The sequence below is a fragment of the Pseudomonas sp. C2.3V genome (assembly GCF_058536325.1).
Genome location: NZ_JBZUBN010000001.1, coordinates 779931 through 797789, shown reverse-complemented (window position 1 = coordinate 797789; position 17859 = coordinate 779931). Strand labels below are relative to the sequence as shown.

Here is a 17859-nt window from a genome sequence, read left to right as displayed (position 1 = left end):
TAGAGTGCGCACTTTGCCAAGTGCGCACAACCGATTACTCTTCAAGTAAACATCATCAGCTATAGGGCGATTACTCCTTCCTTGAATACACCTCAAGAACCTCGGCGCTTTACTCTCGAACCGTTTGATGCTCAACGCTTTGCCAAGCTTTGCGGCCAGCTCGACGAAAACCTTCGGCAGATCGAAAAACGGCTCGATATCGAAATCCGCAACCGCGGCAACCAGTTCGAACTGGTCGGCCCGCCGGAGCGTATCCAGTCGGCTGAAAATCTGCTGCGACGTTTGTATCGCGAGACCAAGACCGAAGATGACCTGACGCCTGACATGGTTCACCTGTTTCTGCAGGAATCCGGTCTTGAAGGGCTTTCCGAGCCTCAGAGCGATCTGAATATTTCTCTGCGCACCCGTAAAGGCATGATTCGTCCTCGCGGCGCCAATCAGCAGCGGTATGTCAAGTCGATCCTCGATCATGACATCAACTTCGGCATTGGCCCGGCGGGCACCGGCAAGACCTACCTCGCCGTAGCCTGTGCCGTCGATGCTCTCGAACGAGAGCAGATCCGCCGTATCCTGCTGGTTCGCCCCGCGGTTGAAGCGGGCGAGAAGCTCGGCTTCCTACCGGGTGATCTGGCTCAAAAGATCGACCCGTATCTGCGTCCTTTGTATGACGCCCTGTACGAGATGCTTGGCTTTGAGACCGTAGCCAAACTGATCGAACGGCAGGTTATCGAAGTGGCGCCACTGGCTTACATGCGGGGTCGAACACTCAACAACAGCTTCATCATTCTTGACGAGAGCCAGAACACTACCGTTGAGCAGATGAAAATGTTCCTGACACGTATCGGCTTCGGCTCTACAGCCGTCATCACCGGCGATATCACCCAGGTCGACCTGCCCCGCGGCACGCGCTCAGGCCTGGCTCATGTCATCAACGTCCTGAAAGACGTGCCGGGCATTGGATTTACGCACTTCCTGGCAAAGGACGTGGTACGTCATCCTCTGGTACAGCGCATTGTCGAAGCTTATGATCGCTTTGAACAACAGCAGACTGACAAACGTCAGTCGCGGGAAAACACGAATGACGATTGAGCTTGATGTACAAATCGCCAGCGAAGCGCCCGATCTACCTGAGGAACCTGAGTTACGTCGCTGGTGTGAGGTCGCCCTCCGCCAGCGCACCGCTGATTCAGAACTGACCATCCGCCTGGTGGATGAGCCGGAAGGTCGCGAACTCAATCGCACCTACCGGCACAAGGACTATGCCACCAACGTACTTACCTTCCCGGCCGATGTACCCGACGAGCTGCTGGATATTCCGCTGCTGGGTGACGTCATCATCTGCACACCAGTCATCGCGCGTGAGGCTGCCGAGCAGGGTAAGCTTCTCAAGGCCCATTGGGCTCATATGGTTATTCATGGCTGCCTGCACCTGCTTGGCTATGACCATATCGAAGACGAAGAAGCGGAAGAAATGGAAAGCCTGGAACGAAAATTGCTGGCAGAACTAGGTCATCCCGACCCCTATGGCGACGAACAAAACTGACATGAACGAAGATCGATCGAGTAACGGGCACAGGTCCTGGCTGGAACGGATTGTCCAGGCTTTTGCCCACGAGCCCAAGAGCCGCCAGGAACTCCTGGAGTTGCTCCGTGAGGCTCACGAAAACAAGGTGCTCGACAGTGAAGCCTTATCCATTGTCGAGGGCGCTATCTCTGTTGCCGACCTGCAAGTACGCGACATCATGGTGCCGCGCTCACAGATCATTAGCGTCAAGGCCCACCAGACGCCCCAGGAGTTTCTGCCGGCCGTTATCGAGGCCGCTCACTCCCGGTATCCAGTCATTGGCGAGACGCCTGACGATATCCTTGGCGTCCTGCTCGCCAAGGATCTGCTGCCCTTGATCATTCACGGGGACCAGGCCTTCGATCTTAAGACTATTCTGCGCCCGGCCACCTTTGTTCCAGAATCCAAGCGGCTTAATGTGCTTCTGCGTGAGTTTCGTACCACGCACAACCATATGGCCATTGTGGTGGATGAGTATGGTGGTGTGGCAGGTCTTGTCACCATTGAGGACGTGCTTGAGCAGATCGTGGGTGACATCGAAGATGAACACGATGTTGAGGAAGAAAGCTTTATCAAACCGCTACCCAGCGGGGACTTCATCGTCAAGGCTCTGACACCTGTCCAGGCCATCAATGATTTCTTCGACACGGAATACCCCGATCAGGATGTGGATACGGTGGGCGGCCTTGTCATGAGCGCCTTCGGTCATCTTCCTCGCCGAAACGAGGAAGTGGTCATCGACGACTTCCGCTTTCGTGTACTCAACGCAGACGGTCGTCGCATCCATCTGCTGCGCATGACCCCGCTCACCGAGCGCTAAGCTGTAACGGCTTGCCTGGTCGCCTGATCAGGCAAGCCGCTAAACAGCCCCGTATACCTCTCTTAGTAGCTAGCAGCACCTGGCATCCATTAAGCTTGCGCACCGCTGCATAGACCAAGGATTTCCGATGCGCTGGATGATTACCCCCGGCTGGAAAGGCAATTTGCTGGCACTGGTTGCCGGCGCGCTAACGCCCCTCGCACTGGCGCCGTTCAACTTCTGGCCGCTGGAAATAGTATCGATCGCCCTCTTCTATCTTTCGCTGCGCGAATTGCGCGCCGGCTGGGCGTTCCTGCGGGGTTGGTGTTATGGCCTCGGTGCCTTCCTGGCGGGTACGAGCTGGGTATATGTCAGCATCCATGACTACGGTGCGGCATCCATGCCATTGGCGGCGGGCCTCACGTTTGGGTTCTGCGCCGGTATTGCCCTGTTTTTCGCACTGCCAGCCTGGTTATGGGTGCTTTGTTTGCGCCGCAATCATGCACCCGCCAGTGACGCCCTGGCCTTTGCAGCGCTTTGGTTTGGCCTGGAGCTGTTCCGCAGCTGGTTCCTGACCGGCTTTCCCTGGCTGTTTGCAGGCTACAGCCAAATGGATGGCCCGCTGGCCAGCCTTGCTCCAGTAGGAGGTGTCTGGCTTCTGTCATTCAGCGTGGCGTTGATCGCCGCTCTGCTCGTCAATATTCCCTGGCTGATTCGCAGACCCGTCAGCCTGGTTGCAGGTATCGTCCTGCTGATTGCACCCTGGTTCGGCGCCATTGCCTTCAAAGGACAAGTCTGGACTCAGCCAGCCGGCGAGCCGCTCAAGGTAGCCGCCATGCAAGGCAATATTGCCCAGGAACTCAAGTGGGATCCGGGCCATGTGCAGGATACGCTGGCCCTGTATCGCCAGATGACTATTCGGGAAGGCAAGACCGACCTGATTGTCTGGCCGGAAAATGCCATTCCAGTGCTCAAGGAATATGTTGACGGCTATTTACAAGACGTTACGGCTATCGCCAACCAGCGCGGCGCAACGCTTATCACGGGCATTCCGGTACGTGAGCGTGACGACAAGGGCCAGGATCGTTTTTATAACGCGCTAACGGTCAATGGCGACAATACAAACACGTATTACAAACAGAAGCTGGTGCCGTTTGGCGAGTATGTTCCCTTGCAGGAGCAGCTGCGCGGACTGATCACCTTCTTCAACCTACCGATGTCCGATTTCGTCCCGGGCCCAGAAGGGCAGCCGTTATTAACAGCCAAGGGATACCAGATCGCCCCGTTCATCTGCTATGAAGTGGTCTATCCGGAATTCGTGGCAGACATGGCCACCCGTAGCGATCTTCTGCTGACGGTAAGTAACGACACATGGTTCGGTAAATCATTCGGTCCTCAGCAGCATTTGCAAATGGCCCGGATGCGTGCATTGGAAAGTGGTCGCTGGATGATCCGGGGCACCAACAATGGTGTCACGGCCCTGATTGACCCCTTTGGCCGCATCACCACCCAGATCCCATCATTCCAGTTGGCTACGCTGCACGGGTCGGTCGTACCGATGAAGGGAGCTACACCCTACCTGACCTGGCGCCTCTGGCCGCTGGCCATTCTGTGTGGCCTGCTGACGCTTTGGGCGCTGGCTCGTAGAGGCCTTGAGCGCTCCCGTCCTATCGTCTAATGGAAGACAGTGGCAGGCCAGATATGACTGGCCTGCCCTTCTTCAGCGGTAGGCCAGCGGATAGGCTATGAGCCCTATCGCTTCGTTCATCAGAATCATGCTCTGGGCAATTGCCTTGGCCTCGGGCATCCATCCTCCCAGCGGCTTGCCGTTAGGCGTGCTCATGAATCCCATTGGCGCAGCGATCACCTCGAACCCCTGGCGCTCGAAGCACCACCGGGCACGCGCCATATGAAACGCCTGTGTAACCAGCACGATTCGCTTAACGCCTGCTGGTTTGAGAATAGCCGCGCTGAGCGTCGCATTTTCCCACGTGGTACGGCTGTCTTTCTCCTGCCACCGCACCGATACGCCTAGGTCTTTTTCCATGACCTCGGTCATCAATTCCGCTTCGCTGGGAGGCGAAGACAAAGGTGAGCCTCCGGAAATAAGAATTGGCAGCTGAGAGACCTTGGCGATACGTGCCGCATAGCGCACACGCTCAATGCCCATCGCGCTGGAAACATCGCCTTCCCACGCCGGATCGTTACGCTCCCGGGAAGCGCCCAGGATAACAATGGCATCTGCCTGCTGCGCCAGAGACGACCAATCAGCCTGAGCCAGAGGCGGATCACGCTCGATCAGGCGAGCCTCCCATTCAACCGCAATCGGCAGACTGATCAGCCAGAAACCACCTGCGCCCATGATCAGGCAGGCAACCGAAATTCGGGGCCAACGCTTGCGAAGCACGATACCGGCCCATAACAGCAGCAAAAACAGGCCTGGCGGCATCAACAGCTGCTTGCAAACGTAGCGAATCAACATCGAGACATCCATGACGTCAGGCACATCCCTGGTCTAGCTGGAAAAACGAGACGTGATAATAACGCGTAGGAAGCGGATTACCGAGGTGCAGGCATCCGAAGCGGAGTCAGATGGCGCAAGTATCCGTGCTGCAGACCTTGTGAGTCATGCACAGGGGGCACCGCTCGATTTGTTGTCCAGCGTTAACTTGCAGCCCGCAACGCAGGCAGCGCACTGCCACTGACGACTTTCCCAGACGGGAAGGCCTCGGATAAATCAGCTCCTGACAGGCATGAACCCATTGATCATTTCTGACCAGCCACGCCCTGATGATGTCCAGATCCTCCTGATGAAGGCCGGAAATTTCTATCTCCTGCTGCGCCTTGCGGTGCAAACGCTCCGCCGTGGCAGCCTCGTCCAGAGCACGCTCCAGACGCCGTTGCAAACGCTCCAGCGGAAGTCTCGCCAGGCGCTGCGCTGTGTCATGACTCATAGATAGCCTCCGGAAAGTCCTATCCTGCTGTTACCCAAGCGTAGTGCGCGATTGGCGAAACCGCGAGCCGATAAAATGACGAATTTCACTTTTATGAAATAAAACGCTTTCTGGCTAAAGGTTCCTTGCGTGGAGACGGTTCATGTATGCTTACCGGCTTATCTAATTGCTTTTCGTAGCCGCAGATCACGCCATGCACGAACATTACCAACCCCGTGAGATAGAAGCCGCCGCCCAATCCTGGTGGGAACAGAACAATGCCTTCTCTGTGACGGAGCAGCCGGGAAAGGAGAAGTACTACTGCTTGTCCATGTTCCCCTACCCAAGCGGCAAGCTGCACATGGGGCACGTCCGCAACTACACCATCGGTGATGTGATTGCCCGCTATCACCGCATGCAGGGCAAGAATGTCCTGCAACCCATGGGTTGGGATGCCTTCGGTATGCCGGCGGAAAACGCCGCGATGAAAAATAACGTCGCCCCTGCCAAGTGGACGTATGAAAACATCGAATACATGAAGAACCAGCTCAAGAGCCTGGGCCTTGCTATTGACTGGTCGCGCGAAGTTACAACCTGCAAGCCCGACTATTATCGCTGGGAACAGTGGCTTTTCACGCGTCTCTTCGAGAAGGGCATCATCTACCGCAAGAACGGCACCGTAAACTGGGACCCGGTCGACCAGACCGTACTGGCGAACGAGCAGGTCATCGACGGTCGCGGTTGGCGCTCAGGCGCGCTGATCGAAAAGCGTGAGATTCCGATGTACTACTTCCGCATCACCGATTATGCGGAAGAACTGCTGGCGTCTCTGGATGATCTGCCCGGCTGGCCCGAGCAGGTCAAGACCATGCAGCGCAACTGGATCGGCAAGTCCCGTGGCATGGAAGTTCAGTTCCCCTATGACCAGGCCTCCATTGGTCATGCCGGCGCACTCAAGGTCTTCACAACGCGCGCCGACACCCTGATGGGTGCCACTTATGTCGCTGTCGCGGCCGAGCATCCGCTGGCTACCCAGGCAGCGCAGAACAATCCCGAGCTGCAGGCTTTCATTGACGAATGCAAGCGTGGCGGCGTGGCAGAAGCCGACATCGCCACCCAGGAAAAGAAAGGCATGCCGACGCCCTTGTTCGTCGAGCATCCGTTAACGGGTGAAAAATTGCCGGTATGGGTCGCCAACTACGTCCTGATGCATTACGGTGAAGGCGCGGTCATGGCCGTTCCGGCACACGACGAGCGCGATTTTGAATTCGCGACCAAATACAATCTGCCTATCAAGCCGGTCGTACGTACCAGCGCAGGTGACGAGACCCCTGCTCCCTGGCAGGCTGCCTATGGTGAGCACGGCACGCTGATCAACTCCGGCGAATATGACGGCCTTGATTTCAATGCGGCGTTTGAGGCCATCGCTACGACCCTGCAGAGCAAAGGTCTGGGCGAGCCGCGCACTCAATTCCGCCTGCGTGACTGGGGCATCAGCCGTCAGCGTTACTGGGGATGCCCGATCCCGATCATCCACTGCGATAGCTGTGGTGATGTTCCCGTTCCGGAAGATCAACTGCCGGTCGTTCTGCCAGAAGATGTGATTCCAGACGGTGCAGGCTCTCCTCTGGCCAAAATGCCGGAATTCTACGAGTGCTCCTGCCCTAAATGCGGCAGCGCTGCCAAGCGCGAAACCGACACCATGGACACGTTTGTCGAGTCGTCCTGGTACTTCGCCCGCTACGCATCGCCCAAGTTTGAAGGCGGTATGGTCGATAAGGATGCTGCCAACTACTGGCTGTCCGTCGACCAGTATATTGGCGGTATCGAGCACGCGATTCTTCACCTGCTCTATGCACGCTTCTTCCATAAATTGATGCGTGACGAGGGGCTTCTCTCCTCCGATGAGCCGTTCAAGAACCTGCTGACCCAGGGCATGGTAGTCGCTGAAACCTATTACCGCATGGATGAAAAAGGCGGTAAGGACTGGTTCAACCCGGCTGACGTGGAAGTCGAGCGTGACGCCAAGGCCAAGGTCATTGGTGCCAAGCTGAAGACAGACGGTCTGCCGGTAGAAATCGGCGGCACTGAAAAGATGTCCAAATCAAAGAACAACGGAGTGGACCCGCAGGCCATGATCGATCAGTACGGCGCCGACACGTGCCGCCTGTTCATGATGTTTGCCTCCCCTCCGGACATGAGCCTCGAGTGGTCCGACTCCGGCGTTGAGGGCGGTAGCCGCTTCCTGCGTCGCGTCTGGCGTCTCGCCCAGGCGCATATCAGCCAGGGCCTTACCTCTGTTCTGGATGTGGCAACGCTGACAAACGAGCAGAAGGAAGTCCGTCGCGCCATTCACCTTGCGATCAAGCAGGCCAGCCAGGATATTGGTCAGAACCACAAGTTCAACACTGCCATTGCAGCTGTGATGACATTGATGAATGTGCTGGAAAAAGCGCCGCAGGCCACCGAGCAGGACCGCGCGTTAATGCAGGAAGGTCTGGAAACCGTCGCGCTGCTACTGGCACCGATTACGCCCCATATCTGCCATGCATTGTGGAATGAGCTGGGGCATGCCGATGCCGTTATCGATGCCCGCTGGCCAAGCGTGGATGAAAGCGCCCTGGTACAGGACACCCTGCAGATCGTGATTCAGGTAAACGGTAAGTTGCGTGGCCATATTGAGGTCGCAGCCCAAGCCAGCCGTGAAGACATCGAGGCTGCTGCCCGTACGAACGAAAATGTTCTGCGCTTTACTGAGGGACTGACAATCCGCAAAGTGATTGTTGTTCCTGGCAAGCTGGTCAATATCGTCGCCAATTGAGGCTGAACGGAGTGAAAAAGATCATGATGAAGCGGAGCTTTTCCTGCCTTGCGGCGATTGGAATGACCGTGTTGTTAAGTGCTTGTGGTTTTCAGCTGCGAGGTACAGGCGACACCGAACTGTCGCTGCGTGAGTTGAGTCTTTCCGCCCGTGACAGCTACGGCGAAACGGTCAAGCAGGTAAGAACCATGCTTGAGAGCAATCATGTAAACGTTAACCCAGGCGCGACCTATACGTTATACCTGGCAGACGAGCAGCAGACGCAACGCACCGCGAGCTATACCGCGGGCGCACGTAGTGCTGAAATCGAGCTGACGACTAAGCTGCCCTATGAAATTCGTGGCCGCAACGATGCCGTGCTGCTGCATGATGATCTGGAAACGCAGCGTTACTACGTGACGGATGAAAACAACATCATCGGTTCCGAGCAACAGGCTCAGCAGCTCCGTCGGGAAATGCGTGCAGAACTGGTCCGCCAGCTGGCTTCGCGCCTGCAGACCATTACACCCCAGCGGCTCGACAAGTTGCAAAGCGAGGCTGATGCACGAGCGCGTGCCGAGGCCGCACGCGCAGCGCAGCAGAACATGCCGCCACAACAATCTCCGATCGAAATACCCACCCGCTAACGATTACGGGGCCTTATGGCCCCGTATTTTTATCCTATGAAACTGAACCCTGCTCAACTCGCCAAGCACCTGCAAGGACAGCTGGCGCCAATTTATATAGTCAGCGGCGACGAGCCCCTGCTTTGCCAGGAGGCAACCGATGCCATTCGAGCCTCGGCGAAAAGCCAGGGGTTTGATGAACGTCAGGTGTTCAACGTAGAAAATAACTTTGACTGGAACCTGCTTTACGAAGCAGGGGCAAGCCTGTCTCTGTTTGCCCAGAAGCGTCTGATCGAATTACGCATTCCAAACGGCAAGCCTGGTGATAAAGGTGCCGAAGCGCTACTACGCTATCTATCGCGCCCTGCTGAAGATACATTGCTGCTCATCAGCCTGCCCAAGCTGGATGGCAGCGCCCAAAAGACCAAATGGGCCAAGGCCCTGATTGAACATGCTGACGTTCAGTTCATTCAGATCTGGCCCATCGATGTTCATCAACTGCCTCAATGGATCCGCCAACGCCTTTCCCAGGCAGGTCTGGCCGCCTCGCAGGAAGCGGTCGAACTGATTGCTGTCCGGGTAGAAGGCAACCTGCTTGCAGCCGCCCAGGAAATTGAAAAACTCAAGCTCTTGGCCGAAGGCAACCAAATTGATGTCGCCACTGTACAGGCAAGCGTTGGTGATAGTGCCCGCTTCGACGTTTTTGGCCTCATCGATGCGGTTCTAGCAGGGGAGGCCAATCACGCGTTACGTATTCTGGAGGGCCTTCGCGGCGAGGGTGTCGAGCCGCCAATGATCCTGTGGGCACTGGCCCGAGAGCTGCGGCAACTGGCCAACCTTGCGCAACAGCAGGAACAGGGTATACCACTTGACCGCGCGTTTGCGCAGGCAAAGCCCCCGGTCTGGGAGAAAAGACGTCCGCTCATAAGCCGCGCCCTGCAACGACACTCTACGGCCAAACTGAGTCGCCTATTGCTGGATGCCCAACTTGTGGATGCGCAGATCAAGGGCCAGGCCCCGGGTGATACTTGGACAACCCTGCGCCAGTTGACCTTGCTGTTGGCGGGTCAACGCTTCTCCTTGCCTTCTGCCGCTCTGGATACATTCTCACGATAATCGTAAGATGCCGGTCTTCGCGCAACCGCGCATTCAGACCGAGTACTCTCATGACCAAAAAACAGCGAAGGCCCAACAAGGCCAAATCCACCATTGCCCAGCCCCTGTTTCGCTGTCGACAGGAAAAGCCCAAGAAAGGCAAAGGCAGTTATCGCCGTGAAGCCTTCCCAACTGATGATGGGAAGGCTTTTTTATTGGTAGCCGCATAATTCCATCCGTACTCCCTTCTCCAAACGAAGACGCCTCGATTCAGGCATGTTATGGTGACGAGTCTGTTGACGCACCCGGTGGAGATTCATGCAACACGGGAAAAAACGCAGGCTGAAACACGGCAGCCTTATTGCAGGCACTCTGGCGACATTGATCACAGGGGTCATTGCTGCCTGTGCACAAACACAGACGCAGAGCGAAACGGCCACGCCAGCCGCCACGAACGCACCTACCTCTGCCTCACAAAGCCGCTCCGCCAATACGACGCCTGAGCCTGCTCCTCAGGAAAGCTTCGAGCAATGGCGAGACCGCTTCCGGCAGGACGCTCAAGCGGCCGGTATTACTACCGCAACCTTCAATCAGGCTTTCGCAGGCGTGACTCCTGACGATGCCGTGATTACAGCGGACCGCAGCCAACCCGAATTTACCCGTCCTGTGTGGGAATACCTGTCGTCTGCAGTTTCCCAGCAGCGCATTGCAAACGGCCAGAAGCTACTAACCCAATATTCGAGCCTTCTGGCGCAACTTGAGGCACGTTACGGCATCGAGCCAGAACGCCTTGTGGCCTTCTGGGGTATCGAAAGCAACTATGGCAACAACATGGGCACCAAGAGCGTTATTCGTTCTTTGGCAACCCTGGCTTATGAGGGACGGCGCCCCGCCTTCGCGCAGGCGCAACTGCTGGCCGCACTGACCATCATCCAAAATGGCGATATTACGCCTGAGCGCATGATTGGCTCCTGGGCTGGAGCCATGGGTCAAACGCAGTTCATTCCAACGACCTACAATGAACATGCCGTCGACTTTGATGGTGATGGTCGTCGGGATATCTGGGGCTCCAATGCTGATGCGTTGGCCTCAACGGCCAACTATCTGAAAGCCTCCGGTTGGCAGGACGGAAAGCCGTGGGGTTTTGAAGTTCGCCTGCCACAGGGCTTCGATTACGCTCAAGCAGACATGGACATCCGCAAGCCCTTGTCAGATTGGCAGGCCATGGGTGTTCAAGGCGCAACGACGCCCCTCTCCCCTGCGTACTCCATGGAGCAGGCTTCTCTACTGCTTCCAGCGGGACATCGAGGGCCAGCCTTTTTGGTCTTCAACAATTTCCGGACCATTCTTCGATATAACAACTCATCATCCTATGCGCTAGCCGTGGGACTTCTATCGGATAGCTATAAGGGCGCCGGGAAAGTCAGCGCAGCTTGGCCGCTTGAGGACGTTCCACTCAGCCGCAGCGAGCGAGTCGAACTTCAGCAGCGCCTGGCAGACCGAGGTTTTACGCCTGGTGCTGCTGACGGCATCATAGGTGCCAATACCCGTAAAGCCATACGAGCGTTCCAGCAGACACTTGGCTGGCCAGCAGACGGCTACCCTACCCCATCCCTGCTGGCTCGTTTACGTTCCTGACAGGCAATAAAAAGGCGCTTAAAGCGCCTTTTTATTGCCGTTCGATCAGGAGATCTTGCTGCCATGCGCCTGCTGGTCGGCATGATAGGAGGAGCGAACCAGCGGGCCGGATGCCACATTCTTGAAGCCCATCTTTTCGCCTTCCTCGGCAAACCAGGCGAAGGTATCCGGATGAACAAAGCGCTGTACCGGCAAGTGATTACGAGAAGGCTGTAAATACTGCCCCAGGGTCAGCATGTCGATGTCATGCTCGCGCATGCGCTTCATGACTTCAATGACCTCATCGTCTGTCTCGCCAAGCCCCAGCATCAGGCCTGATTTGGTGGGGACGTGTGGTACACGCTGCTTGAACTTCTGCAGCAGGTCCAGCGACCACTCGAAATCGGAGCCCGGACGAGATGACTTGTACAGGCGCGGCACCGTTTCCAGGTTGTGGTTGAAGACATCTGGCGGCTCGGTAGCGGTGATATCCAGCGCGATATCCATACGGCCACGGTAGTCAGGTACCAATGTTTCCAGCTGGATGCCGGGAGACAGCTGGCGGATCTCCCGCAGACAGTCGGCAAAATGCTGAGCGCCACCGTCTCGCAGGTCATCACGATCTACCGATGTAATGACGACATATTTCAGACGAAGGTCGGCAATCGCGACAGCCAGATTTCGTGGCTCATCGACATCCAGAGGCTTCGGACGGCCATGCCCCACGTCACAGAAGGGGCAACGACGTGTACAGATGTCGCCCATGATCATGAATGTAGCTGTACCGCCAGAGAAGCATTCACCCAGGTTGGGGCAAGAGGCCTCTTCACAGACGCTATGCAGCTTATGCTTGCGAAGCAGCTGCTTGATGCGCTCCACTTCTGGCGTCACTGGAATTCGTACGCGAATCCAGTCAGGTTTACGTGGCAGCTCTTCGGTCGGAATGATTTTGACCGGGATGCGGGCAACCTTTTCTGCACCACGCAGTTTGACGCCCATTTCAACTTTCTTGCGCGCAGGCGCTTCAGCGATGGGCGTCTCGACGTTCACACTGTCTTGCACTGTTGTCATGTCAGCTCTTTTCCAGGGTGATCTGGTCAGCGTAGCCAAGCTGTGACACGAGCTGCTCACGCAGCCGCTGGGTCACCTCGGCAAATTCGATCGGCCCGGCATGATCGCGTAGCTGGGTCATGGCCAGGCCGGCATAACCGCAGGGGTTGATTCGACGGAACGGCGCCAAGTCCATGTCGACATTCAAGGCCAGACCATGGAAGGAGCGTCCGTTACGGATACGCAAGCCAAGGGATGCGATCTTTGCACCCTTGACATAAACACCAGGGGCATCAGGCTTTGCATACGACTCGACCCCGTAGCTGGCCAGCACGCCAACCAGGCTTTGCTCGATTCGGGATACAAGCTCACGAACCCCCAACCCTAATCGCCTGACATCCAGAAGAAGATAGGCAATCAGTTGTCCCGGCCCATGGTACGTTACTTGGCCGCCTCTATCGACCTGTATGACAGGAATTTCACCGGCATTGAGCAGATGCTCGGCCTTGCCTGCCTGCCCTTGGGTGAATACGGCAGGATGCTGTAGCAACCAGACCTCGTCCAGCGCCGAAGGATTGCGCTCGTCAGTAAAACGCCGCATGGCCTGCCAGGTCGGCTCATAGGAGACCAGGCCCAGCTCTCGGAAGCCGAGCGTCTTATCCATTACAGCACCATATGGACGCGGCCGGTGGTGCGCAGGTCCGAATGGATCGACTGCAGCTGCTCGACACCGGTAGCACGGATCAGGACCTGTACTGACAGAAAGCGGCCGTTACGGCTATCACGCGTTACCAGCGTCGTAACGTCCAGATCCGGTGCGTGGCGCTGAATGATTTCAACTACCAGATCAGTAAAACCGTCTCCGGCATCACCGATCACCTTGATCGGATAGTTATCGCAAGGAAATTCAATTTTTGGAGCTTGAGTGTCGGTATCAGTCATGGCATTCGCGGGTCTGGGGCCCGAAGGTAGAGACGCCCGCTAAAGCGGGCGTCTTGAGATCAGTTGAACAGTCCGTAGAAGAATAGACGAATGCTATCCCACAACTTACGGAAGAAACCACCTTCTTCGACCGGCTGCAAGGCTACCAGGTCAGCAGTGTGCATGACTTTGTCATCCAGCTTCACTTCCACCTTGCCGATAGGCTGACCTTTGGCAATCGGTGCAGTGATCTGTGGGTTCATAACAATTTCAGCTTTCAGCTTTTTCAGCTGACCGCGGGGCAGCGTCATGGTCAGGTCGTCTCCCAGACCCGCTGAAACCTCATGCTCGGTGCCTTTCCAGACCGGCGCACGCGCAAGCTCTACACCCTTCTTGTAGAAGGACTGGGTTTCGAAGAAGCGGAAACCATAGGTTAGAAGCTTCTGGGTTTCGGCTGCACGGGCCTGCTCACTGTTCGTACCGAATACCACCGCGATCAAGCGCATACCGTCACGGACAGCAGAGGCGGCCAGGCAATAGCCTGCTTCATCAGTGTGGCCAGTCTTCAGACCGTCAACGGTCTTGTCACGCCATAGCAGCAGATTGCGGTTAGGCTGCTTGATGTTATTCCAGAAGAACTCCTTCTGGGAGTAAATGGCATAGTGAGTCGGCTCTTCATAGATGATTGCACGAGACAGTTTGGCAATGTCATGGGCAGAAGAGTAATGGTCCGGGTTAGGCAGACCCGTAGCATTCATGTAATGGGTATTGCTCATTCCCAGGCGCTGCGCCGTGGTGTTCATCATGTCGGCGAACGCGTCTTCACTGCCAGCAATATGCTCAGACATGGCCACGCTCGCGTCGTTGCCTGACTGGATAATGATGCCGTGGAGCAAATCGCTAACCGAAACCTGATTGCCCACCTGAATGAACATCCGGGAACCACCGGTACGCCAGGCATGCTCGCTCACATTGACCATATCGCTTTCCTTGATACGGCCACGCTGGATCTCCAAGGTCGCGATGTAGGCAGTCATCAACTTGGTCAGACTGGCTGGAGGCAGGCGCTGGTCGGAATTATATTCCGTGATGATCTGGCCACTGCTCGCATCCATGAGAACCCAGGACTTGGCAGCAAGCTGCGGGGGCGAAGGAATCATCGGCTCGGCCGCCCAGGCGGCTGGCGCAGCGATGAGCAGAACGAGCAAAAAGACGCGTTGAGCTAAGGTGGTGATGTTCATCCGACTCTCTAATGGTTAAGCAGACTAATTAAACAAGCCCAGAGGGCATATACACAGAGCGTCCTTGCTCCTAATCCGGACGTACCAGCGAGGCTTGCCCCAGATTGGCAAGACGCACGGTATTTTGCAGCTGACTGGCCTCACCCTGCGTGCCGATCGGCCCGAGTCTCACGCGGTGCAGAGTCTGCTGGTTGCGCACGACCGAGCTGATAAAGACCGGGGCAGCTGTCAGCTCGCTGAGTTTGTCCTTCAGGAGCTCCGCAGCGTCCGGGTTGGCGAAGGCGCCCACCTGGAGATACAGCCCACCGGCTTGTGCAGAAGCGTTTTTTTTTGAGTCGATCTCAAGCGGCACAACCGGCGCGGCATGCTGTTGCGGAGGCGGATTATAGGTTTCAACCGTAGCCACTGTCTGTGGTTTTACAGGTGTCGGAGCGGCAGGCGCACGTTGCGGCTGCGCCAGCACCATTGGCATCGGGCGGCCTTGCTGAGCCCACCATTGTGCCGGATCGATACCCTCGACACGCACATGGGCCGTTCCTGTCTCGGCATAACCAAGCTTCTTGGCAGCCGCAAAAGACAGGTCAATCACACGATCTGAATAGAACGGACCACGATCATTGACCCGAACGATAACGCTTTTGCCATTATCCAGGTTGGTTACACGAACGTAGCTGGGTAGCGGCAGGGTCTTGTGAGCGGCAGTCATTCCATAGAGGTCATAGGTCTCGCCGTTCGCCGTGGCCTGACCATGAAACTTGGTGCCATACCAGGAGGCAGTCCCGGTGACACGATAGCTCGTAGCATCGTTCAGCGGGAAATAGGTCTTGCCCAGCACCGTGTAGGGGTTGTTCTTGATAGGCCCGTAGTTGGGCATCGGAACGGCATCAGGAATACGTGAAACATCCACATCCCACCAAGGAGCACCGTCCTTATGCGGGCGTGAGTAACTACCAGCACTTGCATTGGACCCATAGGTGGTCGGACTTTTGGGGGATGGGCTTGAGCAACTTGCTACTAGCCCTGCCAGGGCAAGGCAGGTCGCGGCGGTCAAACCCCGATTAAAATAATTCATTGCGACGCCCCATGCGTATGACGCTCAGCAATAGCCTCCGCCAGCTGATTTACAGCCATGGCATACATGACGCTACGGTTGTAGCGTGTGATTGCATAGAAATTGGGCAGTCCCATCCAGTATTCAGGACCTGCCTCACCGTCCAGCCGGAATGAGGTGACACGCAGGTCATCCCTTAACGGCTCGGATGGATTCCAGCCCAGCGCACGCAACTCTGCCACGCTTTTAACCGGCTCGATACCCTGAACGACACCCTGTTCCACTTTATCGCCACGTACCTGAGCGCGTACCGCCACGTTGCCACCCGCAGTCCAGCCGTGGCGCTTGAAATAACTGGCGACGCTGCCAATGGCGTCGGCCTTGTCGTTCCAGATATCGATATGGCCACTGTTATCGAAATCTACAGCGTAGGCACGGAAACTGCCTGGCATGAACTGCGGAAGGCCCATGGCACCGGCATAGGAGCCGGTCAAGCTGAGCGGATCGAACTGTTGCTCACGACTCAAAAGCAGGAATTCACGCAGCTGATCTCTGAAGAATGGCGCTCGCTGAGGGTAATCAAAGGCCAGCGTCGACAGCGCATCCAGCACCCGGTAGTTGCCCTTGTTTCGACCATAGAAGGTTTCGACGCCAATGATGGCAACGATGAATTGAGGCGGAACGCCATATTCCCGCTCAGCCTTCGCCAGCGACTCGGCATTTTCGTTCCAGAACGTGACGCCCTGATCGATGCGCTTGTCGGTTACGAAAATAGGGCGGTACTCGCTCCAAGGCTTTACTCGCTCCGCAGGACGAGAAATGGCGTCGAGAATACTCTGCTTGCGCTCGACTTCACCGAACAGCTCCTTTAACTGCTGTCCGGCAAAGCCATAGTTGCGCGTCATCTCGTTGATGAAGCTGGCAACCTGAGGCGAATCATCATAGTCGCCGGCCGTTGCGGCGCCCGTAATCCCTATCGCTCCCAGCAGACCGAAGCACTGAAGGCAGCGGCCCATCCATCCAAACGGTGTCAGCATTGCGTCCTTCACTTAAATCACGATTGGGCGATCCACTTCCGATGTGTGTGGATCGCCATCAAAACTCCAAAACCGCACAGCAACGTCACAACGGACGTACCGCCATAGCTGATAAACGGTAACGGCACCCCAACCACGGGCAGCAAACCGCTGACCATGCCAATATTGATGAAGACATAAACGAAAAATGTCATCGTCACGCTACCAGCCAATAGCTTGCCAAACAATGTTTGCGCCTGGATGGTAATCGTCAGCCCTCGCCCTATCAGCAGCAGATACAAGCACAGCAGCAGACATACGCCGACCATGCCGAACTCTTCTCCGAGGACGGCAATGATAAAGTCCGTATGGCTTTCGGGCAAAAAATCCAGATGAGATTGCGTTCCCAGAAGCCAACCTTTGCCAAATACGCCACCTGATCCAATGGCCGCTTTCGACTGAATGATGTTCCATCCAGACCCTAGGGGGTCCATTTCAGGATCCAGAAACGTTAGTACTCGCCGCTTCTGATAATCGTGCATGACGAAAAACCACATGGCTACCGCAACCGGTGCCGCCGCCGCCACTGCACCGATAAGCCAGCGCCACTGCATACCTCCGACGAACAGGACGAAGCCACCCGAAGCGAGAATGAGCATGGCGGTCCCAAGGTCCGGTTGATCAAGGATCAACACAAAGGGGATGCCGATTGTGATCAGGCTGACAACAATATGCTTGAAGCTGGGAGGAAGGCTGCGCTTGGACAGATACCAGGCCACCATCATGGGCATGAGCAGCTTCATGAATTCGGATGGCTGAAAACGGATGACTCCCGGAATATTGATCCAGCGGGTAGCCCCCATGGCGTTATGGCCCATAACATCCACGACCACCAGCAGTGCCACCCCAATGAGATAACCCAGCGGCACCCAGCGAGCCATAAAGCGGGGCTCGAATTGTGCAATCACGATCATGGCCACCAGACCCAGCCCGAACGATGTGCCCTGTTTGATCACCAAGTCCCAGCTTTTACCGCTCGCTGAGTAGAGTACAAACAGGCCGACAGCACCGAGCATGAGCAGTATCAACAGCAATGGGCCATCAATGTGCATCCGCTGCAGCAGGGTGGAGCGGCGGCGCATGACG

Annotated in this window: 18 protein-coding genes; 9 read left to right on the top strand and 9 right to left on the bottom strand. The window is 56.5% G+C overall.

The window, feature by feature from the left end; all coding sequences use genetic code 11:
- The first annotated feature begins 81 nt into the window (after nt 1-81).
- The 4 genes from AC4LF3_RS03820 (at nt 82) to lnt (ending at nt 4041) form a co-directional block, all read left to right on the top strand.
- The gene (locus AC4LF3_RS03820; protein WP_010797113.1) at nt 82-1089 is read left to right on the top strand and encodes a PhoH family protein; all 1008 of its coding nucleotides are present in this window, start codon (nt 82-84) and stop codon (nt 1087-1089) included.
- Nucleotides 1079-1543 carry an rRNA maturation RNase YbeY gene (gene ybeY, locus AC4LF3_RS03815; protein WP_491834808.1) on the top strand — a complete coding sequence of 155 codons (465 nt, stop codon included), beginning with the start codon at nt 1079-1081 and terminating at the stop codon, nt 1541-1543. Before AC4LF3_RS03820 ends, ybeY begins: the two co-directional genes overlap by 11 nt.
- A 1-nt stretch (nt 1544) precedes the next feature.
- Nucleotides 1545-2384, top strand: coding sequence for a CorC family transporter (locus tag AC4LF3_RS03810; protein WP_019364055.1), 840 nt, complete (start codon nt 1545-1547; stop codon nt 2382-2384).
- A gap of 127 nt (nt 2385-2511) precedes the next feature.
- The gene (gene lnt, locus AC4LF3_RS03805) at nt 2512-4041 is read left to right on the top strand and encodes an apolipoprotein N-acyltransferase (RefSeq protein WP_491834807.1); all 1530 of its coding nucleotides are present in this window, start codon (nt 2512-2514) and stop codon (nt 4039-4041) included.
- Between the two features lie 42 nt (nt 4042-4083).
- Here lnt and AC4LF3_RS03800 read toward each other — a convergent pair whose 3' ends face one another.
- On the bottom strand, nt 4084-4845 hold the full coding sequence (locus AC4LF3_RS03800; protein WP_122043419.1) for a YdcF family protein: 762 nt from the start codon (nt 4843-4845) through the stop codon (nt 4084-4086).
- A 106-nt stretch (nt 4846-4951) separates the two neighbouring features.
- Entirely contained in the window at nt 4952-5317 is a 366-nt protein-coding gene (locus tag AC4LF3_RS03795; protein ID WP_019364052.1) for a hypothetical protein, read from the bottom strand.
- A gap of 193 nt (nt 5318-5510) precedes the next feature.
- On the opposite strand from AC4LF3_RS03795, the gene leuS reads away from it, so the two are divergent.
- From leuS to AC4LF3_RS03770, 5 genes are all read left to right on the top strand, one after another.
- A complete protein-coding gene (leuS, locus tag AC4LF3_RS03790) occupies nt 5511-8117 on the top strand; it encodes a leucine--tRNA ligase (protein ID WP_491834806.1) in 2607 nt (868 codons plus the stop codon).
- 23 nt (nt 8118-8140) lie between these two features.
- Nucleotides 8141-8743: an LPS-assembly lipoprotein LptE gene (locus AC4LF3_RS03785; RefSeq protein ID WP_491834805.1), complete on the top strand. Its 603-nt coding sequence runs from the start codon at nt 8141-8143 to the stop codon at nt 8741-8743.
- Between the two features lie 36 nt (nt 8744-8779).
- The gene (gene holA / locus AC4LF3_RS03780) at nt 8780-9838 is read left to right on the top strand and encodes a DNA polymerase III subunit delta (protein WP_491834804.1); all 1059 of its coding nucleotides are present in this window, start codon (nt 8780-8782) and stop codon (nt 9836-9838) included.
- Nucleotides 9839-9888: 50 nt separating this feature from the next.
- On the top strand, nt 9889-10047 hold the full coding sequence (arfA, locus tag AC4LF3_RS03775; RefSeq protein ID WP_074823016.1) for an alternative ribosome rescue factor ArfA: 159 nt from the start codon (nt 9889-9891) through the stop codon (nt 10045-10047).
- A gap of 88 nt (nt 10048-10135) precedes the next feature.
- On the top strand, nt 10136-11455 hold the full coding sequence (locus AC4LF3_RS03770; RefSeq protein ID WP_019364048.1) for a lytic murein transglycosylase: 1320 nt from the start codon (nt 10136-10138) through the stop codon (nt 11453-11455).
- A 45-nt stretch (nt 11456-11500) separates the two neighbouring features.
- Here AC4LF3_RS03770 and lipA read toward each other — a convergent pair whose 3' ends face one another.
- From lipA to rodA, 7 genes are all read right to left on the bottom strand, one after another.
- Nucleotides 11501-12433: a lipoyl synthase gene (lipA, locus tag AC4LF3_RS03765; RefSeq protein WP_085985617.1), complete on the bottom strand. Its 933-nt coding sequence runs from the start codon at nt 12431-12433 to the stop codon at nt 11501-11503.
- A 73-nt stretch (nt 12434-12506) separates the two neighbouring features.
- Nucleotides 12507-13148 carry a lipoyl(octanoyl) transferase LipB gene (lipB, locus tag AC4LF3_RS03760; protein ID WP_010797101.1) on the bottom strand — a complete coding sequence of 214 codons (642 nt, stop codon included), beginning with the start codon at nt 13146-13148 and terminating at the stop codon, nt 12507-12509.
- Nucleotides 13148-13426 (bottom strand): DUF493 domain-containing protein, encoded by a 279-nt coding sequence (locus tag AC4LF3_RS03755; protein ID WP_010797100.1) that lies wholly within the window; start codon nt 13424-13426, stop codon nt 13148-13150. The genes lipB and AC4LF3_RS03755 overlap by 1 nt, the downstream gene beginning before the upstream one ends.
- 59 nt (nt 13427-13485) lie before the next feature.
- Nucleotides 13486-14646 carry a D-alanyl-D-alanine carboxypeptidase family protein gene (locus AC4LF3_RS03750; protein WP_491834803.1) on the bottom strand — a complete coding sequence of 387 codons (1161 nt, stop codon included), beginning with the start codon at nt 14644-14646 and terminating at the stop codon, nt 13486-13488.
- Nucleotides 14647-14716: 70 nt separating this feature from the next.
- On the bottom strand, nt 14717-15718 hold the full coding sequence (locus tag AC4LF3_RS03745) for a septal ring lytic transglycosylase RlpA family protein (RefSeq protein WP_051001195.1): 1002 nt from the start codon (nt 15716-15718) through the stop codon (nt 14717-14719).
- Complete coding sequence (mltB, locus tag AC4LF3_RS03740; RefSeq protein WP_414479229.1) at nt 15715-16734, bottom strand: lytic murein transglycosylase B; 1020 nt, start codon at nt 16732-16734, stop codon at nt 15715-15717. Before mltB ends, AC4LF3_RS03745 begins: the two co-directional genes overlap by 4 nt.
- A 17-nt stretch (nt 16735-16751) precedes the next feature.
- Nucleotides 16752-17855, bottom strand: coding sequence for a rod shape-determining protein RodA (rodA, locus tag AC4LF3_RS03735; protein WP_162493721.1), 1104 nt, complete (start codon nt 17853-17855; stop codon nt 16752-16754).
- Nucleotides 17856-17859: the final 4 nt, after the last annotated feature.

Excerpts from the sequence above, each read along its gene's own strand:
- ybeY (WP_491834808.1), top strand. The coding sequence starts at position 1,079 with ATGACGATTGAGCTTGATGTACAAATCGCCAGCGAAGCGCCCGATCTA.
- AC4LF3_RS03810 (WP_019364055.1), top strand. The coding sequence starts at position 1,545 with ATGAACGAAGATCGATCGAGTAACGGGCACAGGTCCTGGCTGGAACGG.
- lnt (WP_491834807.1), top strand. The coding sequence starts at position 2,512 with ATGCGCTGGATGATTACCCCCGGCTGGAAAGGCAATTTGCTGGCACTG.
- AC4LF3_RS03800 (WP_122043419.1), bottom strand. The coding sequence starts at position 4,845 with ATGTTGATTCGCTACGTTTGCAAGCAGCTGTTGATGCCGCCAGGCCTG.
- AC4LF3_RS03795 (WP_019364052.1), bottom strand. The coding sequence starts at position 5,317 with ATGAGTCATGACACAGCGCAGCGCCTGGCGAGACTTCCGCTGGAGCGT.
- leuS (WP_491834806.1), top strand. The coding sequence starts at position 5,511 with ATGCACGAACATTACCAACCCCGTGAGATAGAAGCCGCCGCCCAATCC.
- AC4LF3_RS03785 (WP_491834805.1), top strand. The coding sequence starts at position 8,141 with ATGATGAAGCGGAGCTTTTCCTGCCTTGCGGCGATTGGAATGACCGTG.
- holA (WP_491834804.1), top strand. The coding sequence starts at position 8,780 with ATGAAACTGAACCCTGCTCAACTCGCCAAGCACCTGCAAGGACAGCTG.
- arfA (WP_074823016.1), top strand. The coding sequence starts at position 9,889 with ATGACCAAAAAACAGCGAAGGCCCAACAAGGCCAAATCCACCATTGCC.
- AC4LF3_RS03770 (WP_019364048.1), top strand. The coding sequence starts at position 10,136 with ATGCAACACGGGAAAAAACGCAGGCTGAAACACGGCAGCCTTATTGCA.
- lipA (WP_085985617.1), bottom strand. The coding sequence starts at position 12,433 with ATGGGCGTCAAACTGCGTGGTGCAGAAAAGGTTGCCCGCATCCCGGTC.
- lipB (WP_010797101.1), bottom strand. The coding sequence starts at position 13,148 with ATGGATAAGACGCTCGGCTTCCGAGAGCTGGGCCTGGTCTCCTATGAG.
- AC4LF3_RS03755 (WP_010797100.1), bottom strand. The coding sequence starts at position 13,426 with ATGACTGATACCGACACTCAAGCTCCAAAAATTGAATTTCCTTGCGAT.
- AC4LF3_RS03750 (WP_491834803.1), bottom strand. The coding sequence starts at position 14,646 with ATGAACATCACCACCTTAGCTCAACGCGTCTTTTTGCTCGTTCTGCTC.
- AC4LF3_RS03745 (WP_051001195.1), bottom strand. The coding sequence starts at position 15,718 with ATGAATTATTTTAATCGGGGTTTGACCGCCGCGACCTGCCTTGCCCTG.
- mltB (WP_414479229.1), bottom strand. The coding sequence starts at position 16,734 with ATGCTGACACCGTTTGGATGGATGGGCCGCTGCCTTCAGTGCTTCGGT.
- rodA (WP_162493721.1), bottom strand. The coding sequence starts at position 17,855 with ATGCGCCGCCGCTCCACCCTGCTGCAGCGGATGCACATTGATGGCCCA.